This window comes from Bradyrhizobium sp. HKCCYLS3070 (genome assembly GCF_051167575.1).
Taxonomy (GTDB): domain Bacteria; phylum Pseudomonadota; class Alphaproteobacteria; order Rhizobiales; family Xanthobacteraceae; genus Bradyrhizobium.
The window spans coordinates 117,951-135,671 of sequence record NZ_JBNPTI010000002.1 but is presented as its reverse complement, the minus strand read 5'-3'; the positions used below and the strand labels follow the sequence as shown (position 1 = coordinate 135,671).

At 64.1% G+C, this 17,721-nt stretch carries 16 protein-coding genes and 1 pseudogene; 8 read left to right on the top strand and 9 right to left on the bottom strand.

Annotation, left to right across the window (positions count from 1 at the left end; all coding sequences use genetic code 11):
* Positions 1-146: 146 nt before the first annotated feature.
* Positions 147-1,055 carry a GntR family transcriptional regulator gene (locus ACQR03_RS09365; protein WP_315714191.1) on the bottom strand — a complete coding sequence of 303 codons (909 nt, stop codon included), beginning with the start codon at positions 1,053-1,055 and terminating at the stop codon, positions 147-149.
* Between the two features lie 101 nt (positions 1,056-1,156).
* Between ACQR03_RS09365 and ACQR03_RS09360 the strand changes: the two genes are divergently transcribed.
* From ACQR03_RS09360 to ACQR03_RS09340, 5 genes are read left to right on the top strand one after another with little or no spacing between them, the layout of a single operon-like run.
* The gene (locus ACQR03_RS09360) at positions 1,157-2,092 is read left to right on the top strand and encodes a hydroxymethylglutaryl-CoA lyase (protein WP_316174915.1); all 936 of its coding nucleotides are present in this window, start codon (positions 1,157-1,159) and stop codon (positions 2,090-2,092) included.
* Positions 2,092-3,309 carry a CaiB/BaiF CoA transferase family protein gene (locus tag ACQR03_RS09355; protein ID WP_316174916.1) on the top strand — a complete coding sequence of 406 codons (1,218 nt, stop codon included), beginning with the start codon at positions 2,092-2,094 and terminating at the stop codon, positions 3,307-3,309. The genes ACQR03_RS09360 and ACQR03_RS09355 overlap by 1 nt, the downstream gene beginning before the upstream one ends.
* Positions 3,310-3,358: 49 nt before the next feature.
* Positions 3,359-4,405, top strand: a complete 1,047-nt coding sequence (locus ACQR03_RS09350) for an ABC transporter substrate-binding protein (RefSeq protein ID WP_316174918.1) — start codon at positions 3,359-3,361, stop codon at positions 4,403-4,405.
* On the top strand, positions 4,402-5,250 hold the full coding sequence (locus ACQR03_RS09345; RefSeq protein ID WP_434841366.1) for an ABC transporter ATP-binding protein: 849 nt from the start codon (positions 4,402-4,404) through the stop codon (positions 5,248-5,250). Before ACQR03_RS09350 ends, ACQR03_RS09345 begins: the two co-directional genes overlap by 4 nt.
* Before the next feature lie 15 nt (positions 5,251-5,265).
* The gene (locus ACQR03_RS09340) at positions 5,266-6,117 is read left to right on the top strand and encodes an ABC transporter permease (RefSeq protein WP_315714186.1); all 852 of its coding nucleotides are present in this window, start codon (positions 5,266-5,268) and stop codon (positions 6,115-6,117) included.
* Between the two features lie 43 nt (positions 6,118-6,160).
* Here ACQR03_RS09340 and ACQR03_RS09335 read toward each other — a convergent pair whose 3' ends face one another.
* The 3 genes from ACQR03_RS09335 to ACQR03_RS09325 all read right to left on the bottom strand — a co-directional run bounded on the left by ACQR03_RS09335 (position 6,161) and on the right by ACQR03_RS09325 (position 9,107).
* Positions 6,161-6,289 carry a hypothetical protein gene (locus tag ACQR03_RS09335; protein WP_316169296.1) on the bottom strand — a complete coding sequence of 43 codons (129 nt, stop codon included), beginning with the start codon at positions 6,287-6,289 and terminating at the stop codon, positions 6,161-6,163.
* A 746-nt stretch (positions 6,290-7,035) separates the two neighbouring features.
* Positions 7,036-8,235 carry a hypothetical protein gene (locus ACQR03_RS09330; protein ID WP_315714184.1) on the bottom strand — a complete coding sequence of 400 codons (1,200 nt, stop codon included), beginning with the start codon at positions 8,233-8,235 and terminating at the stop codon, positions 7,036-7,038.
* On the bottom strand, positions 8,232-9,107 hold the full coding sequence (locus ACQR03_RS09325; protein WP_315714183.1) for a DUF6502 family protein: 876 nt from the start codon (positions 9,105-9,107) through the stop codon (positions 8,232-8,234). Before ACQR03_RS09325 ends, ACQR03_RS09330 begins: the two co-directional genes overlap by 4 nt.
* Before the next feature lie 101 nt (positions 9,108-9,208).
* Here ACQR03_RS09325 and ACQR03_RS09320 point away from each other — a divergent pair, with 101 nt between their 5' ends.
* A complete protein-coding gene (locus ACQR03_RS09320; protein ID WP_316201287.1) occupies positions 9,209-10,429 on the top strand; it encodes a glycosyltransferase in 1,221 nt (406 codons plus the stop codon).
* A 1,334-nt stretch (positions 10,430-11,763) separates the two neighbouring features.
* Here the strand turns inward: ACQR03_RS09320 and ACQR03_RS09315 are convergent.
* On the bottom strand, positions 11,764-12,204 hold the full coding sequence (locus ACQR03_RS09315; protein ID WP_316169300.1) for a helix-turn-helix domain-containing protein: 441 nt from the start codon (positions 12,202-12,204) through the stop codon (positions 11,764-11,766).
* Between ACQR03_RS09315 and ACQR03_RS09310 the strand changes: the two genes are divergently transcribed.
* Together ACQR03_RS09310 and ACQR03_RS09305 are read left to right on the top strand one after the other, a co-directional pair.
* Positions 12,190-12,483, top strand: coding sequence for a hypothetical protein (locus ACQR03_RS09310; RefSeq protein WP_316193222.1), 294 nt, complete (start codon positions 12,190-12,192; stop codon positions 12,481-12,483). The two genes, ACQR03_RS09315 and ACQR03_RS09310, sit on opposite strands and share 15 nt — an antisense overlap.
* A gap of 743 nt (positions 12,484-13,226) precedes the next feature.
* A pseudogene (locus ACQR03_RS09305) lies at positions 13,227-13,382 on the top strand (IS256 family transposase); the annotation flags it as partial.
* On the opposite strand, the gene ACQR03_RS09300 reads toward ACQR03_RS09305, so the two are convergent.
* The 4 genes from ACQR03_RS09300 to ACQR03_RS09285 all read right to left on the bottom strand — a co-directional run bounded on the left by ACQR03_RS09300 (position 13,358) and on the right by ACQR03_RS09285 (position 17,664).
* Positions 13,358-13,825, bottom strand: coding sequence for a transposase (locus ACQR03_RS09300; RefSeq protein WP_315706495.1), 468 nt, complete (start codon positions 13,823-13,825; stop codon positions 13,358-13,360). The pseudogene ACQR03_RS09305 and the gene ACQR03_RS09300 sit on opposite strands and share 25 nt — an antisense overlap.
* A gap of 409 nt (positions 13,826-14,234) precedes the next feature.
* Positions 14,235-15,059: an ABC transporter permease gene (locus tag ACQR03_RS09295; protein WP_434841367.1), complete on the bottom strand. Its 825-nt coding sequence runs from the start codon at positions 15,057-15,059 to the stop codon at positions 14,235-14,237.
* Between the two features lie 152 nt (positions 15,060-15,211).
* Positions 15,212-16,177 carry an ABC transporter permease gene (locus tag ACQR03_RS09290; protein ID WP_315706497.1) on the bottom strand — a complete coding sequence of 322 codons (966 nt, stop codon included), beginning with the start codon at positions 16,175-16,177 and terminating at the stop codon, positions 15,212-15,214.
* On the bottom strand, positions 16,174-17,664 hold the full coding sequence (locus ACQR03_RS09285; protein WP_315706498.1) for a sugar ABC transporter ATP-binding protein: 1,491 nt from the start codon (positions 17,662-17,664) through the stop codon (positions 16,174-16,176). Before ACQR03_RS09285 ends, ACQR03_RS09290 begins: the two co-directional genes overlap by 4 nt.
* Positions 17,665-17,721: the final 57 nt, after the last annotated feature.

Below are 17,721 nucleotides of genomic sequence, written 5' to 3'. Positions count from 1 at the left end.
GATTCAGTCGACGTCGCCCGTATAACGGATACAAGCGCACGCGCCGGCTCGGGCCGGCTGTTACTCATTCCAGGGATCGCAATCGCACGGCTCAGAAGTTGCTACTTGCTGTTCCGCTCCGACTACATGCCGCGGAACCAAAAAGCTCAAGGCAAGCGCGATGATAGCGGACGCTGAAGGTGACTGCGCATCAGCTCGGCGGCATCTTGATTACGTCCTGCTTCGAGCAGATTAAGCAGGCGCAAATGCTCCTCGACGTGCCGGCGCATGCCATCTCGATCGGCGAAGCTGCGATAGGCGAACAGGCGGCGGATCGAGTTCACGCGTCGCAGCGACTCGACGAAGAACGGATTGCGGGCGCCGCGCGCGATCTCCTCGTGAAACTCGCAGCCCGACTGATAGACCTCGCCGATCGTCATCTTGTCGAGCTCGCCACCGAGTACGCGCTGCTGATGCTGGCGAAGCTTCGCGATGACGTCCTGCTGAAGCCCGAAGCCGGGCTGCAGAATCGCTGCCGGCTCGATCACGGCCCGGAAGGCCGCAGCCTGGTCCTGGGCTTCTGGGCTCGACAGCGTCTCGGCGAAGCGCCAGCCGTAGCCGGGCAGGCGGGCGATCCAGCCCTCGGCCGCGATGCGATCGAGCAGGCGCTGCAGCTCGGTGCGGCTCAGCTCGTAGCGGCGCATCAGCTCGGCCTCGGTGACGTCGGCCTCGATGCGCCGGTCGAGAACGTCGGCCGCGATGTCCGCATAGGCCTGCTCGGCGCGGCTCACCGCGGCGAGCGTCGGGCGTGCCGCACCGCTCGTCGGGTTTTGGGTCAGCACGAAGCCGCGATGGGGCTCGCCCCGCGCCAGCCCCGCCGCCTCCAGGGCCTTCAGCCCGAGCCGAATCGGCGCACGCGACACGTCGAGCGCATCGGCCAGCCTTTGCTCGATCAGGCGGTCCCCGGCCTTCATGCCTTCGCGGCGTGCGAACGCCAGGATCAGGCCGGCGAGCTGCTCGGCGCGGTCGGTCGTGCCCGTCCGTGCAGCGGAGGGCGATGTGTCCCAATCGGTCATGATGCCGAGGAAACCTCTTTCAGCTTGACAGATCGTCTGCCGGATTGTTCTTTATATGAAAAATGTACAATCGAGAAGCGAGCGACGGGGAAGCAACGCCAATGATCCGTGAGCCGGACGTCCATATCTGCGAGGTCGCGCCGCGCGACGGTCTGCAGAACCTCGACATGTTCGTGCCGACCGAAGCGAAGTGCGCGCTGATCGACGCCATCGCGGCCGCAGGGGTGCGCGAGATCGATGCCGGCTCCTTCGTGCCGCCGAAGGTCGTGCCCCAATTCGCTGATGTCGATGCGGTGATGGCCCATGCGCTGTCTCATCAGGCGACGAGGATCGGCGCGTTGGTCCCCAATTTCAAGGGCGCGGAGCGCGCCATCGCCGCAGGCGTGGACACCATCTATTTCGTGATCTCGGCCAGCGAGACCCATAACCGCGCCAATGTCCGCCGCACCGTGGCCGAGCAGGTCGAAGCCTTCCATGCCGTGCGCGCCGCGATCGATGCCCGGCCGGCCGCCGAGCGGCCGCAATTGATGGGCGCGATCTCCACCTCGTTCGGCTGCTCGCTCGAAGGCGATGTAAGCGAGGCGGCGGTCTGCGATCTGGCGCGCCGTTTCGCCGAGGCGGGGGCCGACGAGATCGGGCTCGCCGATACCGTCGGCTACGCGACGCCCATGCTCGTCAAGCAGGTCGTTGCGGCCGTCCGGCGCGAGATCGGGCCGGACGTCACGCTGCGCCTGCACCTGCACGACACGCTCGGCGCCGGCCTCGCGAACGCGGTCGCCGGCCTCGAGGCCGGCATCCGCCGCTTCGATGCCGCGGTCTCCGGGCTCGGCGGATGTCCGTTCGCGCCGGGCGCCCGCGGCAACATCGTCACCGAGGATCTCGTGTTCATGCTCGAACGCATGGGTCTATCGACCGGGATCGATCTGGACCGGCTGATGCTCACGCGCGAGATCCTGGCCCGTCACATCGCGCCGAAGCACCTCACCGGCCATCTGCACGAGGCCGGCATCCCCAAGGTGCTGCGGAGGGCAGCGTGATGGGCGCGGCCCGAGAGCACGACGCTCCGCTTCGGCCGCTCGAGGGCGTGCGCGTCGTCGAGTTCAGCCAGATGGTGATGGGTCCGAGCTGCGGACTCATCCTCGCCGATCTCGGCGCCGACGTGATCAAGGTCGAGCCGATCAAGGGCGATCGCACCCGCTCCTTCAAGGGACCGGCGGCCGGCTTCTTCGCCACCTACTGCCGCAACAAGCGCAGCATCGCGCTCGATACGTCGACGGCGCAGGGCCAGAATGTTGCGCGCAGGCTGATCGCGCGCAGCGACGTGCTGATCGAGAATTTCCGCCCCGGGCTGATGAAGCGAATCGGACTCGACTACGAGTCCGTGGCGGCGTTTGCCCCGCAGCTGATCTACTGCTCGCTGAAAGGCTATCTGCCCGGGCCTTACGAGAACCGCCTCGCGCTCGACGAGGTCGTGCAGATGATGGGGGGCCTTGCCTACATGACCGGCCTGCCGGATCGTCCGATGCGCGCCGGTGCATCGGTCAACGACATCATGGGCGGCATGTTCGGGGTGATCGCGATCCAGGCCGCGCTGGCCGAGCGTCAGCGCACCGGGCGTGGCCGCTACGTGCAGAGCGCGCTGTATGAGAACAACGTGTTCCTGATGGCGCAGGCCATGATGTACGAGGTCGTCACCGGCCAGCCCTCGATCCCCTATTCGATCAAGGACAGCCCGTGGCCGGTCTACGACCTGTTCGACACAAAGGACGGCTCGAAGCTGTTCGTGACCATCGTCGGCGAGGAGCAATGGGTGGCGTTCTGTCGCGCCTTCGAGCGCACGGAATGGCTGGACGATCCGCGTTTCGCCACCGCACAGGGCCGGGTCGATCATCGCGGCTGGCTGATCCCGGAGATTGCCGCGATCTTCAGGACATGGAACAAGGACGATCTCGCCGCGGTGCTGGAGCGGCTCGAGCTGCCCTACGCGCCGGTGAACAAGCCCGGCGACCTGTTCGACGATCCGCATCTCAACGCATCCGGCGGCCTCACCGAGATCCGCATGCCGGACGGTCGTCGTGCCAAGACGCCGGTGCTGCCGGTGTCGCTCGACGGCCAGCGGCTGCCGAACCGCTACGATCCGCCTGATGTCGGCGAGCACACGCGCGATGTCCTGGCCGAGATCGGGCTGTCGTCCGACGAGATTGCCGTGCTGGAAGCGGACAGAACGATTTCGCCTGTGAAGCCGCCGGGGTGAGCGGTCACGTCGCACATCGTCGAGAACATAAGAACTGCGGGAGGATTCCATGACGATCACACGGCGCCGCGCGCTTGCGTCCGGCGCGGCCTTCGCGGGCGCTTCGCTGCTGCCAGGACGGCTGCTGGCCGAGACGCGGCCTGCGTCGATCGCGTTCGGACCGGTGTCGCCGGTCTACGCCATCTCAATGATCGCGGAGCTGAAGGGCTACTTCAAGGACGAGGGCCTCGATCCCAAGCTCCTCACCGGCAATTCCGGCACCTTCGGCCGCCAGACGCTCGCCGCCGACCAGGTGCTGTTCGCGCATGGCGACGCCAGCCACCCACTGCAGCTCACGGCACGCGGCAAGCCGTGCAAGATCCTGCTGGCGACCGAGATGGTGTGCTCCTACGCCAACATCGTGGTGCGCCGGGATCTCTACGACAGCGGCATCACCTCGGTCGAGGCGCTCGCCGCCTCCAGGCGCGCCGACGGTGCGAAGCCGATCGTCGCCGCCACGGCGATCGGATCGGGCACCTGGGTCTACGGCACCTATGTGTTCGAGTCGCGCGGCCTGGGCGATAGGGTGAACTGGGTCGCAGGCGGCGGACCGAACACGATGTTCCCATCGCTGCAGACCAAGCAGTTCGACGCCATCATGGCGCCGCCGAGCTGGATCATCGAGGTCGAGAAGAAGGGCTTCGGCAAGGTGATCTACGACACCTCCAAGCCCGGACTGTTCGAGAAGGATTTCGGCGGCACGGTCCCGGTGCTCGTCATCTACGCCTTGAAGGACACGATCGAGCAGGACAAGGCGCTGGTGCAGGCCTTCGTCAATGCGATCACCCGCGCCATGGCCTGGGTCAAGGCCACGCCGCTCACCGAGGTCCAGGCGCTGGTGACGCCGAAGTACTTCTCCGGCATCGATCCCGAAGCGGTCAGCGCCGAGCTCGGCTTCGACACCGCCACCTGGGCCTATGACGGCAGCATCGACCCCGCGTCCTATGCGCGCGGCGCCAAGCCCTGGTACCGCAAGGGGACGGACATTCCCGAGATCAAGTACGAGGACATCGTCGATCCCAGCTTCCTCGCGGCGGCGAAGGCGAAGACCAAATGATGCCGCCCTCTGGCGCAGGCCTCGCCTCGGTGCGCGGCGCGGAGAGCCCTGCCGCGGAACGCACCCGGATCGCAGTGCAGGGCTTGATGAAGACCTACAGCACCGGCGGCCGCGAATTCGTCGCCGTCGACAACGTGTCCTTCGATGTGCGGGAGGGCGAATTCGTTGCCCTCCTGGGTCCGTCCGGTTGCGGCAAGAGCACGATCCTCAACATGGTCGCCGGGCTGCTGCCGCGCTCGGGCGGGCGCATCCTGATCGACGGCGACACGGTCGAGACCGGCAAGGTGAATCCAAGGGTCGGCTACGTGTTCCAGCGCGACACGCTGTTTCCGTGGCGGACGGTCGAGCAGAACATCGGCTACGGCCTGGAGATCGCCGGCGTGCCGAAGCCGGAGCGCGCGCAGCGCGTCACCGAGGCCATCGGCAAGGCCGGGCTGACCGGCTTCGGCCGCAGCTTTCCGCGCATGCTGTCCGGCGGCATGCGGCAGCGCGTGGCGCTGATGCGCACGCTGATCCTCGCGCCGGAGATCCTGCTGATGGACGAGCCGTTCGGCGCGCTCGATACCCACACCAAGCTGGAGATGCACAAGACCCTGCTCGAGATCTGGGAGCGCGAGCGGCAGACCGTGCTGTTCGTGACCCACGATCTCGGCGAGGCGCTGACGCTCGCCAGCCGCATCATCCTGCTGTCGGCCCGGCCCGGGCGCCTGAAGGACGATTTCGAAGTGTCATTCCCCAGGCCGCGCGATCCCGTGAGCCTGCGTGAGACCGCCGAGTTCGGCCGGCTCTATTCCCATATCTGGCATTCCCTCGGCGAGGAATTCCGCCGCACCAAGGCTGACTGAGAAGGCTGACCGATCATGTCGACCCGTCGCGCCGCCATCCTGTTCTGGCAGATCGCCATCCTGGTCATTGTGCTCGTGGTCTGGCAATGGGGCTTCGAGTGGAGCAAAGCGCTGCTGCCCAAAGCCTATGTGCCGAAGATCCTCGATCCCTACTTCGTCGCAAAGCCCTCGCTGATCTGGCAGAGTTTTCTGCGCCTCGGCTGCTTCAGCGACCCCGCCGGAGTCGTCGCCTGCATCGGAGCCACCGACAACAATCTGTGGACCGCGACCCTCGTCACGCTCAAGAACACCTGGTGGGGTTTTCTGTTCGGCGCGCTGACCGGCATCGCCGCCGGCGTGGTGCTCGGGCGGTCGGACTTTCTCGCCCGCGTGTTCGGTCCCTACATCATCGCGCTCAACTCGATCCCGCGCATCGCGCTGGTGCCGCTCGTCATCCTGATCTTCGGTCTCGGCGATCTCTCCAAGATCGCGACCGCATGGCTCGTCGTGTTCTTCGTCGTCTTCTTCAACACCTTCGAGGGCACCCGCGCGGTCGACCGCGACCAGATCGCCGCGGCCCGGCTGCTGGGCGCGAGCGAGCTGACCGTGCTGCGCACCGTCGTCGTCCCGTCCGCACTGGCCTGGGTGTTCGCCTCGCTGCTTCCAGCGGTCTCCTTCGCGCTCGTCGGCGTCATCGTCGGCGAGTTCATCGGCGCCGAGCGCGGGCTCGGCAAGCTGATCATCGAGGCCGAGGCCCGCGCCAATGCGAGCGAGATGATGGTGGCGATCTTCATCATGATGTTCGTCGGCATCCTGCTGGCGCTCGCCGTCCAGTCGCTGCAATCCTACTTGCTCCGCTGGCAGCCGCAGTTCGAGCGCGCGGCCTGACCAAGACGACTGTCCATAGCTCGTCTCGGACTGCTGATCCCGCTCAGCGCACAACCCGAAGGTCAATGAGCTCGCGGCAGAACGTAAGCGCGTAGAGGCCGAGCTTGCACAGATCGCGGCCGGTTCCGACATCGTCACCGTGCACCCGGCGGCGATCGAGCCGGCCGATCATGTCAAGATCTGAGGCCATGTGCAGCGGCCGGACGCTTACATCGGGCGTCTCTCCGCCTTCATCTTCGACGTGATCGTCTCCTCTGTTCGATACTACACGGCTGCACACGAGCGGTCGACAACATAGCATTGGTCCGGCTTCCGTCGTGATCTCGCGGTGATGACATCTGGTGGTCCATCCGAGAGTCCGTGCTCAGCCCCGCCTGCCAAGCGGGCGCACATGTCCTCGTCAGGATCGCGGGGCAACACAGACACAATAGCGCGCTCGACGTCTCAATCGAGTTGTCATCGCCGGCAAGATAGCGTGCTCTCCGCATCCGCTTCGATCCACCAAACGTCTCTCCGCCGATCAGCGGAAACTCAGCCAATCTTCTGTCGTCGCACCGTCTGCGAGACGGCGCTCGCCAGAGCGGCGAGCGCCGTCGGGTTGTTCATATTCTGCTCAGCCGCGGGCTCGTCGCTCCGTGCGTCGCAGAAACATCGCGCGGCGGATCCACCCGCATCGCCACGCCCTTGGGAATCGGGGAGGTCTTCACTACAACCATTCTCGCCCGAAATCGAACACCCCACCCTTTGCAGATCAATTACTTAGCTCGCCAAAAAATCGCAAAATCCCGATTTTCGAGCGCGAATCCGCGAACTCGGGCTAGCTGTTCGCAGCGCAAGTTGCTCGCGATGAATCGCATAGCGAAGCTGGACGACGCTGCGAGCGCGCGCCTCTCGCCCGCTCTGCCATATCTTCGTTGTTCATCGCCGGCCGCGGCCGCCGCCCAGGCCGGGAGGACTGCCGCCGCCCAGGCCGGGAGGACCGCCGCCGCCAAGGCCGGGAGGACCGCCACCGCCAAGGCCGGGAGGACCGCCGCCGCCAAGGCCGGGAGGACCGCCGCCGCCAAGGCCGGGAGGACCGCCGCCGCCAAGGCCTGGAGGACCGCCACCGCCCAGCCCGGGAGGACCGCCGCCTGGCACAGTAGCGCCGCCCGGGACGTCCGAGCCGCCGGGCGTCGCGCCCGGAGTTTGCTCGGATCTCGTACCTTGGATCGAGTCACCCGGAAATTTGTTGACGGACTGGATGGATTCAACCCGCAAGCCACGGGAACTGTCAAAGGTGGCGTTCACGACCACGCGGGCATTGCCTGAGGATGCGAAGCGACTATTGTCATGCGCGACATAGCCCGAGCCGAATTGCAGATAGCTGCCGACGCGGCGGACATAGCCTTCGATCGACAGACGGTTCGCGCCGAAGAAATCAGAGAGGTCGTCAGCCCTTATGCGCGAGATCTGCATCACGCCTTGCGTAACGCGGCCCTCAGCCTGAACACGTTGTCCGACGAGTGCGGCATCGGCGCCGTTGAGTCGCAACCCGCCTATTCGCAGGCCGCCGCGATCACGTTCGAGTGGTCCGGAAACCCGCGTTGTCGCGTTAAGGCGTTGCTCGACCAGGCTTGAGACGATCACGCCGTCGATGCGGCGCACCCCGAAGACCGCGACATTGACGCCCGGATGGCGCCAGCTTTCGTGGCCGGCCGCTATGATCCGCTGGCCCAGCACGGTCATCTCGCCGTCCCTGACGCTTTCGATCGGCCCCATCACCTCGCTGACCACGTTGACGCCGCGGGTGATCAGCGAACCGTTCGCCTGCGGCAGCGCCAGCACACGAGCCAGATGTCCGATCTTGAGCGCCTTCGCCGATACCGGTTCGCCATCGATCCGCACCGGGACGTTCGGCGCATAGCTGATGCGTTGGCCGTTGACGAAAATGCTGCCGAAACGCTGAATGACGCCAACAATGCCGGTGCCGCCGATGCCCTGATCGTGGCCACGCGTGATACCGGTGCCGCCGATACCCTGATCGCTGCCGCGGCGCACCTGCGCCCAGGCGGAGGACGATCCGGCAAGCCAGAGTCCCATAAGCAACGAGCGGCGCGAGATGACGGGCTGCCTGGTCATGACGAGCCGCCTTCGTCAGCATCACCATTCGCCGCGTCGTCCGGACCTTCGCTGTAAATGTAGATGCCGAAATTCCAGCGGTGGTCGCCGCCCTTGTCCCTGGCGAGCGCGCGGTTTGCTTCCCGGTTGGCGATCTTCAGGGCGTCCATGGCCAGTTCGCGCGAACGCCCTTCGAGACGTTTTGCGAGCTTGGCTGAAAGGCCGTCATAGTGCACCGCGCGTTCGAGGAAACGGGGTGCTGGCCCGGATACGTTTTCGGCGGCTGCCGCGATATGATCATGCAGGTTACGGCCGAGATAGTGCCATTTGCGCTCGTCGTCGCCGCGCGGAACGAAGCCGGTATCCACCAACACGATCTCTTCATCGCCGTTGATGGTCACGAGCTCGCGGTCCAGCCATTCATCCAGCACTGCGCGCGGGCGGACATCCTTCGTGATCGAACTGACAAGCTGCTCGAACGAGGGCGCATCGCCACTGGCCATGCGCGGCAAGGGCAGCGGATCGCCGTTCGCGTCCGTGAACTCCGGAGCGGCGAGCCAGCGTGCCATGATCGCGCTGGTCAGCGACAGAGTGGCAGGCGTTTCATTGACCGGCGCACCGGCGCCGCGCAGCCGCGCAACCTCCTTGCGGTGAATTCCGGTGAGCAGACTCACGCGGCTGTCAGTCTGCTCCTTTCCCTCCAGGGCAAAGTCGTGCTCGGCAACATTGACGAAGAGTTCTCGCAACAGCTGAGCCAGCTCAGGAAATGTCATTCCACCGCGGATGCATAGCCGCACCAGCGGGCGCAGCAGGCGCGCCAAGGGCGCGCGCAGGCTCGCCGCCGCAATCGGCTGATGCGAAGCCGACTTCGATCTCCGGGATTTGGCGTTCATGGCGAAATTGTAGCGGCGAGTCCCGTGGGATACAATCCCACTTTTCCGTCGAGATCAATTGACGTGTGAAATTTTCCCACATATAAAGGAGGCGCTCAGTCATGGAGAGTTCGGCCATGCTCGCTCCCTCTCGGCGCCTCTCGGTGCTTCACATCTTCAATGACTGCTATCCCGACCTGTTCGGCGGAGCCCCGTCGGTGATCCGCGACATATGCGCAGGACTGAAAGACGCGTTCACCGCCTGCGTGCTGGTCTGCTCCAAGTCGAACGGGCAACGGCGCATCGTCGTGAACGGCGTTACGATCGAGCGCGTGCGCTCGTTCGGCGATGTAGGTTCGCTTCCGGCCGCGCCGACTTATCCGCTGCGGTTGTGGCGCCAGGTCGCCGATCACGATCTGCTCGCGCTTCATGCACCGTTTTCGCTCGCCGATCTCATGCTCGCCCTGGGGTTGGGCCGCGATCGACCTTTGGTCGTGCACTACCATGCGGACATCGCTTCGCATGCCGGACTGAGGTGGTTTATGAAACCGCTGTTGCGCCGGACGCTGCGGCAGGCGGACGCAATCATCGTGTCCAATGCCATTCTGCTGTACAGCAGCCCGCTGCTGCAGGAATTCGCTGAGAAATGTCACGTCGTTCCGTTCGGCGTCGATGCCTCGAAGTACGATTGGCCAGAGCCGCGCGACAATGACGCTGCCGAACGCGATCGTGGACGGCTCGTGCTGGCTTGCGGGCAACTCGTCCCCTACAAGGGCTTCGATGTGCTGGTGCGAGCGGCGGTCGGCCACCGCTTTGAGGTCTGGATCATCGGCGAGGGTCCAGAACGGGCACGGCTTGAACGAATGATTCATAGCCTCGGCGTCGCGGATCGCGTCCGCCTGCTCGGCTCCGCTCCGAAGGCCAAACTCGCCAGTCTCATGTGTACAGCGGACGTCTTTGTCCTGCCGTCCCTGACCAATGCGGAAACATTTGGCATCGCTCAACTGGAAGCGATGGCGGCGGGACGGCCGATCATCAATACATGGCTTGACACGGCCGTTCCACGCGTGGCGCGCCACGGCATCGAGGCCATTACCGTTCCACCCGGCAATCATGTTCGGTTGGCGGAAGCGATCGAAACATTGCTCCGCGATCCGGAGCGGCGCTGGCGCATGGGCCATGCCGCCCGGCTTCGCGCAACGACGCAATATTCCGTCGACGCCTTCGGGAAAGGAATCGAAACTGTCTATCGCCATGCCGTGACGACCAAGGCATCAAGCCGGTCGACCCTGGCTTCACGTCCCGGAACAATCGGAACGGGTCCGGAAAAACGACATTGCTGAGACTGATTGTGCTGAAACTCGTCGCGCCGGCTCAGCTCGCGATCACGATCCGTGAATAGTCAGGAAGGAGCTACTTATGTACTCGCAAAGCATACCTCTCGTAGAGAATGCGTGGGACGGGCCTGCGCGCGATCCAAACGCCCGATTCGATCCGCGGATTGGACGGCCCATGAAACCGCCTGGCCGTTCTCCTCGCCCCTCCGGCCTCAACGACGACAATATCGCGAGCGACCGGCCGTCGACTGGCAGGCGAACACTCCATACCCTTGCCCGGTTTGTTATTGCAGTTCTCATCGGTATCGGCGCCACCCTTGCCTGGCAGTCCTACGGTGACGCAGCAAGGGACAAGGTAGTGGCCCGGGTTCCATCGCTGGGCTGGTTGTTATCCGTCTCGACGACGAAGTCGCCAGCCATTGCTTCAACTGCCCCGGACCCGATGCAGCAGCTTGAGCCCCTGGCGTTCAATCTCGATGTCGTGCGGCGCAGCGTAGAGCAACTCACCGCCAAGCAAGAGCTGATGGCCCAGAACATTGCGACGCTGCAAGCTGTCGCAGACGACATCAGACAGAGAATGTCGACAACCCCGCCTTCGTCGCTGTCCCAGCAGCAGGCGGCCCCGATCCCGCAGCATAGACTCTCGCAACCCCGGGCGCAGTCATCGACTGTGCAGTCGTCAGTGCCTCGTCCGCTGCCCTCTGCCGGACCCCCCTGCTCTCGCGCTGACGGCCCAGATTGCCGGCGGGCTTCTTATTGATGGGACGTAGACGCGCGCGGCATGACGGTGCGTAAGCTGCGCCTCAAGTCGTGTATCGTGAATTTGTCGATACCCGCTTCCCAGCTCTCGGAAAATGCATTGTGTACCAATGATGGCTTCCGGACAACACGAGGTGGCCCCCTGATTGCCAAGTGATCTTAAGGTTTCCTAGAATCGCCCTCTGTTTCAGCCTAGAGAGGATGTTGCCCCCAACGGGCCGCACCAGTCTCGCACCAGAACGATCCGAACAAGCCGCAACGAACTCAATCGAAATCGAACGAGAACGCAGCAAAATCAACGAAGCCGATCGATAGCTTGCCGCCCATAACGGCCCGGTCGCAGCCCTAGGGTGATAAGGTCTCATGGACGATCAACGCGTTAGCGGGATCAGTACTTACTTCAAATCCTCACGCACCAATACCGCACCAAGCTGGGCCCGGTCGCGCGACTCCCAAGTATAGAGGGCTACTGGCGCTGGCCGATCGGCCGACGTGGCTGGTCTTCACTATAGGGGACAGCCCGAGCGATTGTCGCCAATTCTGCCAGAGCACCCCAGCGAAACGAGCACCAGAGGCTCTGGTCAAGGTTTTAGAAATTCGCTGGGCTCTACGCCGAGCGCCTTGGACAGCTTACCGAGCATCGTCACAGATGCGCTGTATACCCCTGTCTCCAGCTGACTGACATAGCTCCGATCGACTTTTGCTCGGAACGCAAGCTCCTCCTGCGTCCAGCCCTTCCCCGTTCGGAGGCGACGCAAATTCCGAGCAACAGTATCCCGCAAATCGTTCATTCGTGAGCGAAAATCTATTGGCATGCCAAAGCGGTTCGCCTGCTTATCGAGGCAGTCTGTGAAGCGGCCGGCAAACCTGTTCCCGCAATCATACTGGATAATTGAGCTTCTTTTTCTTCGCTGCGGCATCCAGCTGACGCCATCGCCAAGGGGCATGGCGATCCTTCGATTCTCGGCCCGCGGTCCACGGCTCTGGATGCCGATCGGAAGCGGATCATGGCTGAATTGCAAAGCCAGCCCTCCGCTCCGCAGCCGATTGCGCTCCACCCCGTCATTCTTCGGCGATACGAAGAGCAATTGGTGCGGCTCGAAAATGCGCTCGGCAAAGGTGTGAGCGCAGGCGACGAGGAGGCTGCCGAAGCAATTCGAGATCTTGTGGAGACGGTGACGGTGTCGAGAGATGACACGCGCCCGGGCGGGGTCTGTGTTGAAATTGCTGGCCGTCTCAACTCGCTGATTGGCGGGGAGGCATACCCAAGCAGAGTAAAGGGAGTGTGGGAAAGGTGGTAGCGGGGGTCCGCTACATCGTGAAGCCCACTATCGCAGAAGCCCTATTTTGTTACAGGAGAGCAGCCTAATTCGGAAGGTCGGATCTCGAAGACCCGCCCAAAAACCGCCGTTCGTGAGCGATCAGTGGCCGCCAAATGGTCGGCCGGCAAGTCGAGTAGGATAGCGGCCTTAGTCTCCTGGCCAATTGACGGCATGGACCTCGGCCGCAGGACCAAGCGCCGCAGCACCCGATAGGCCGTGAACCGGCTCAAGGCCTTAGCCGTCCGGGGCCTATCGCATTATCAAACATCGATCTTTGCCGCGCCAAGCGGCGAGACCGAGGGTGGCGAGGTAGGCCCTTGGTGAGGATCCGGAGGCGACTTCGGGTGGACGCTAGGGCGCCAGAAGGGTCGCGCTTCGGTCACGACGGAGAAGACGCACAGATTTCCTATCGCGGTACGGAGGCGGTTCAGGTGAAGCCCGTCAGGGCCACGCGTATCAGTTGCCCGAGGTTGTGCAGACGAGATTTACTCTGCATGAGACTTCCGCCCGCGACCCAGAGCCGTCGTTGCGCTTGTCCGGGTTGCCGCTTTGCGATACTTTTAAGGGCGGTGTTCCCGGGCGTGGTGTAACTTGGTAGAGCAAAGCCGTCCGCCCGCGCGCTCTCCCATAGCGCCGTAGCGGGCGGACGGCTTTGCGGTGGTCACCGGTGATTGCCCGGTAGGGTCGGGTTGCTGACACCAACTCGATTCGAGGAACCACCGATGACCGACGAGATGATGAACCTTCGCGCGCTCGTCGAGGAGGCCCCGGACGCGGATCTTCTGCGCGAGATGATCGGCTTTGCCGCCCAGCGGTTGATGGAGATGGAGGTCGCCGGGCTGACTGGAGCCGCCTATGGCGAGAAGAGCAGCTCGCGCGCGCGTGCGACGTTGTCGGTGCAGGCGCCTCGCGCCAGCAGGCCGTAGTGGCGGATGCGGCGGAGGCGAGCACGTGGATGAGGAAGCGGCGAATGAACTCGTCCGTCGCGAGCGTCATCCGCTTTTGACGGTCGCGGCCCTTCGACGCGGTAATCCTTCCATCTGAAGGTGACGCCTTGCTGGCCGCAGGCGAGCAGGCGGCTGTTGGCGATAGCGACGCGGTGGGAATAGCGCGACAGATAGGCCAGCGCTGCCTCGGGGCCACCGAACGGACGCTTGGCATAAACGACCCATTCCATCTTGCCCGACGCTGCCAGCAACGTTGCTAATGATTGTTCTCCGGCGAGGTGGGCGTCGTTGCCGAAGATCAGGCGCCCGGCCTGGTGGAGGGTGGCCAGGCGCTCCAGGAACAGCCGACGGAACAGGCGTGAAAGCGCCCGCACTGGCAGGGAAGAATCCTGGCCGCCAGGACACCCAGCGCTGGCCGTCGGGCGAGATGCCGCCGCCCGGTACGATCATGTGCACGTGCGGGTGGGGTGGGTCATGGCCGCTGGTGGCTGACATCCAACGCTCGGCAAGTTCTCCATGAACCAGCCAATATTGTCGCTGACGGCAATCGTAATGAACACGGAATGTCCTCAGCAATCGCCGAATAACAATGCGCTTGTGGAGACCTCTTCCGCAGGGGCTACAACACGTGCAACGCTCCGGTCTGTCCGCTCGTGCAACAAACTTCGGTGCAGCGGCACAATCAATTGGACTTTTTTGAGAGTACCCGGTTTTCTACCCGGAACAGTTTCCTCTCAATGCTCGCTCATGGTGGGTTTCCTCTCATCGCATCCTTAGAAAACGCTATGGTGCATCTCTACGAGTGTAGATTGCAGCAGCGAGGACAATGACGACGCCCTTGATGATCAATTGGACCTGGACCGGCACGCCGAGCAGCACCACTTCGTTGGCGAGGATGACGATGATGGCGGCTCCCGTGAGGGCGCCAAGGATCGAGCCGCGGCCGCCCCGCAGCGACACCCGTCCGACGACACAGGCTACGATCGAGTCGAGCTCGTACCCCTGCCCGACCCAGTTGTCGACGAGCCCGACATAACCGCTCAGGATCAGCCCGGCGAGCGCCGCAAGGCAGCTCGAGATCAGGTAGCAGCCGATCATGACCGCGTCGGAGCGGATGCCAAACAGGCGCCCCGTCACTGGATTGCCGCCGACAATGAAAATCCTCCTTCCGAAAGCGGAACGGTGCAGGACCCCAGCCAGCAAGACCGCTGCGAACAGCAGAACGAGTACGTTATAGGGCACGCCGTGAAATTTTCCGGAGCCGAGCAGCCGCAGTACCGGCGGCACGTTGCCGGACGGCGCGCCCTGCGTGTAGGCGAACCTGAATCCCTGGAGCAGGATCATCGTGGCGAGCGTTGCCAGGAACGGGGACACCTGACGCTTGGTGACGAGAAAGCCGTTGAGCAGGCCAACGCTGACAGCGACCACCAAGGCCGTCGCGACGATGGCGGGGACATTCTGGTCGAGGCCCGAGAAACCGGTCGCGATCACGGCGGCGGTCGCCATCATCGAGGCGACAGAGAGATCGAGGCCGCGAACGATCATCACCAGGCTTTGCCCCATGGCTGCGATCGCGAGCGGCGCGACTTGTAGCAGCAGGTTGGACAAATTACCGGGACTGACGAAGGCCGGTGAGATCACGCCACCAAGCGCGAGCAGCAGCGGCAGAGCGAGGGCTGTGCCATAGCTTTCCATGACGCTGCGGACCGACCAGGACGGGGTGACGGAGCCGGCGATTTCTACGGAGCCTGACATCCTGCTCACCCGATCCTGCGGCGTTCGACATAGATGGAGACGGCAAGGATGATGATGACCGCCTGCGCGACCAATTGATAGTGCTTCGACACGTCCATGAAGTTGAGCAGGTTGTTCAGGAGCGTGATCAGAAAGGCGCCGAACAGCGTGCCGATCACGCCGCCTTTGCCACCGCTCAGCAAGGTACCGCCGAGCACGACCGGAGTGATCGAAGCCAAGGTGTAGTTGACGCCGGTGTAGGGCTGTCCAACGCCGAACCTCGCGGCGAGATAAAGCCCGGTCGCCCCGCAGCAGAAGCCCGAGATGCCGTAGACCAGCATCAGGATGCGCGTCCGCCGCAATCCCACGAGACGCGCGGAATTCGCATCATCGCCAAGGGCGTAGATCTGGCGGCCGAGCGGCAAATATCGCAGCAGCAGCGCGACCAGGATGCCAAGGACGACTGCAAGCGTCGCTCCGATGGGGATGCCCGAGATGCGTCCATAGGCGAGCACGGTGAAGCTGCGCGGCACCCGACCGACCGGTCCCAGTGCGTAGAGCAAGGTCACGCCTTGCAGGACCGCGCCCATGCCGAGCGTCACGATCAGCGGATGAACGCGCAAGGTGACGACCAGGCCGGCGTTGAGCACGCCGACGAATGTCCCGAGCGCGAGCACGCCGAGCACGACCGGAACGACCCGATCCGGATTGCCGTTGATCAGGCCTGATGTCAGGCAGGAGGTGAGGCTGATCAGCGAGCCGACCGAGAGGTCGATGCCGCCGCTGAGAATGGTCAGGGTTTGCCCGATACTGACCAGCGCAAGGTCGGTGGTCTGCTCATAGACATTGAGCAGGTTGCCCAGCGTCAGGAATCGGTCGGAGACCGTTGCGCCAACAAGATATACCGCGCAGATCAGGACGAGCACGCCGGCAAGCCCCGCATTGCTGCGCAGCCACCAAGGCATCGCGAGACGGGCGGCGATCGCGGTCATGCGGCGCGCTCGCTCGTGGCCAGGTACATGATGCTTTCCTCCGTGGCGTCGCATCCCGGCAGCTCGCCGGCGATCCGTCCCTCGCGCATGACAATCACGCGATCGGCCATGCCGATGACCTCGGTCATTTCCGAGCTGATCATCAGGATTGCGAGGCCTGAATCGGCAAGTTCGCGCATGATCCGGTAAATATCGGCCTTGGCGCCGACGTCGACGCCGCGTGTCGGTTCATCGAGGATCAGTATCGACCTGCACAGGCGTGCCCAGCGCGCGATGATCACCTTCTGCTGATTTCCGCCCGACATGGTTGCGACCGGCGTTGCCGGTCCGCGGCAGGCGATGCGGTATCGTTCGATTTCGTGGGCGGCGATCGCCAGTTCGCCCTCGCGATCAATCACTCCGTAGCGGGTGACCTCGCCGAGTGCTGGCCCAGTGATGTTCGCAGCAATGTCGAGCAGCATCGCAAGCCCCTGCGACTTGCGATCCTCGGTGACGAGGCCCATGCCGAGCCCGATCGCCTTGGCGGGCGTCATTGCCGTAAAGCGCTCGCCGGCGATGTGGAGAGTGCCCTTCGAGATAGGAGCTGCGCCGAACAGACCGAGCGCCAGATCGGTGCGTCCGGCGCCGACCATGCCCGCCAGCGCGACGACCTCGCCTGCATGCAGTTCTATCGAGACGTCACGGACCCGGTCGCCGACGCAGATGCCGTCGGTGCGTAGCACGGGTTGATCCGGTCGCGACGCGGTCGAGCGCGGGGGAAACAGCTCGCCGAGATCGCGCCCCACCATCATCGAGATCAGCCGTTCGCGCGTGACGGCGACGGTATCCGTCGTGCCGACCAGACGGCCGTCCTTCAGGATCGTGGCACGATCGCACAGCGCGAAGACTTCGTCGAGCCGATGCGAAATGAAGAGAATGGACACACCGGCCTCGCGCAGCCGGCGCAGGCGCTCGAACAACAGTTCGACCTCGCGCCCGGCAATGACGGCGGTGGGCTCGTCGAGGATCAACAGGCGGACATTGTGCGTCATCGCGCGCGCGATCTCGACCATCTGCTGGTCGGCGACCGAGAGAGAGGCCACCGTCTCGCGAGGGTCAAGGGTGATGCCAAGCTTGCGCATCAGCTCAGCGGCCTCTTTCCGTGTCCGTCCGTGATCGACCAGGCCGAGCGCGTTGCGCCGCTCGTTGCCGAGGAAGATGTTCTCGGCGACGGACAACTGCGAAAACAGCGCGAACTCCTGATAGACGACGTGGACTCCGGCGAGCTTCGCCTCGCGCGGTGACGACCATCTCACGCGTTGACCGGCGAGGGTGATCTCGCCTTCGTCGGGCGCAACCGCGCCGGCGATGATCTTGATCAGGGTGGATTTGCCGGCGCCGTTCTCGCCGAGCAAGCCGTGGATTTCGCCAGGTTTGACGTCTAAGTTTACGCCGTGGAGGGCGCGCACGCCGGGAAAACTCTTGGAAATGGCCTTGAGTGTGAGCATTCGGTCCGTCTTGCCCCTTTGGCGTGCCGGCCTCGCCGGTACGCCATTGTTCCGGGT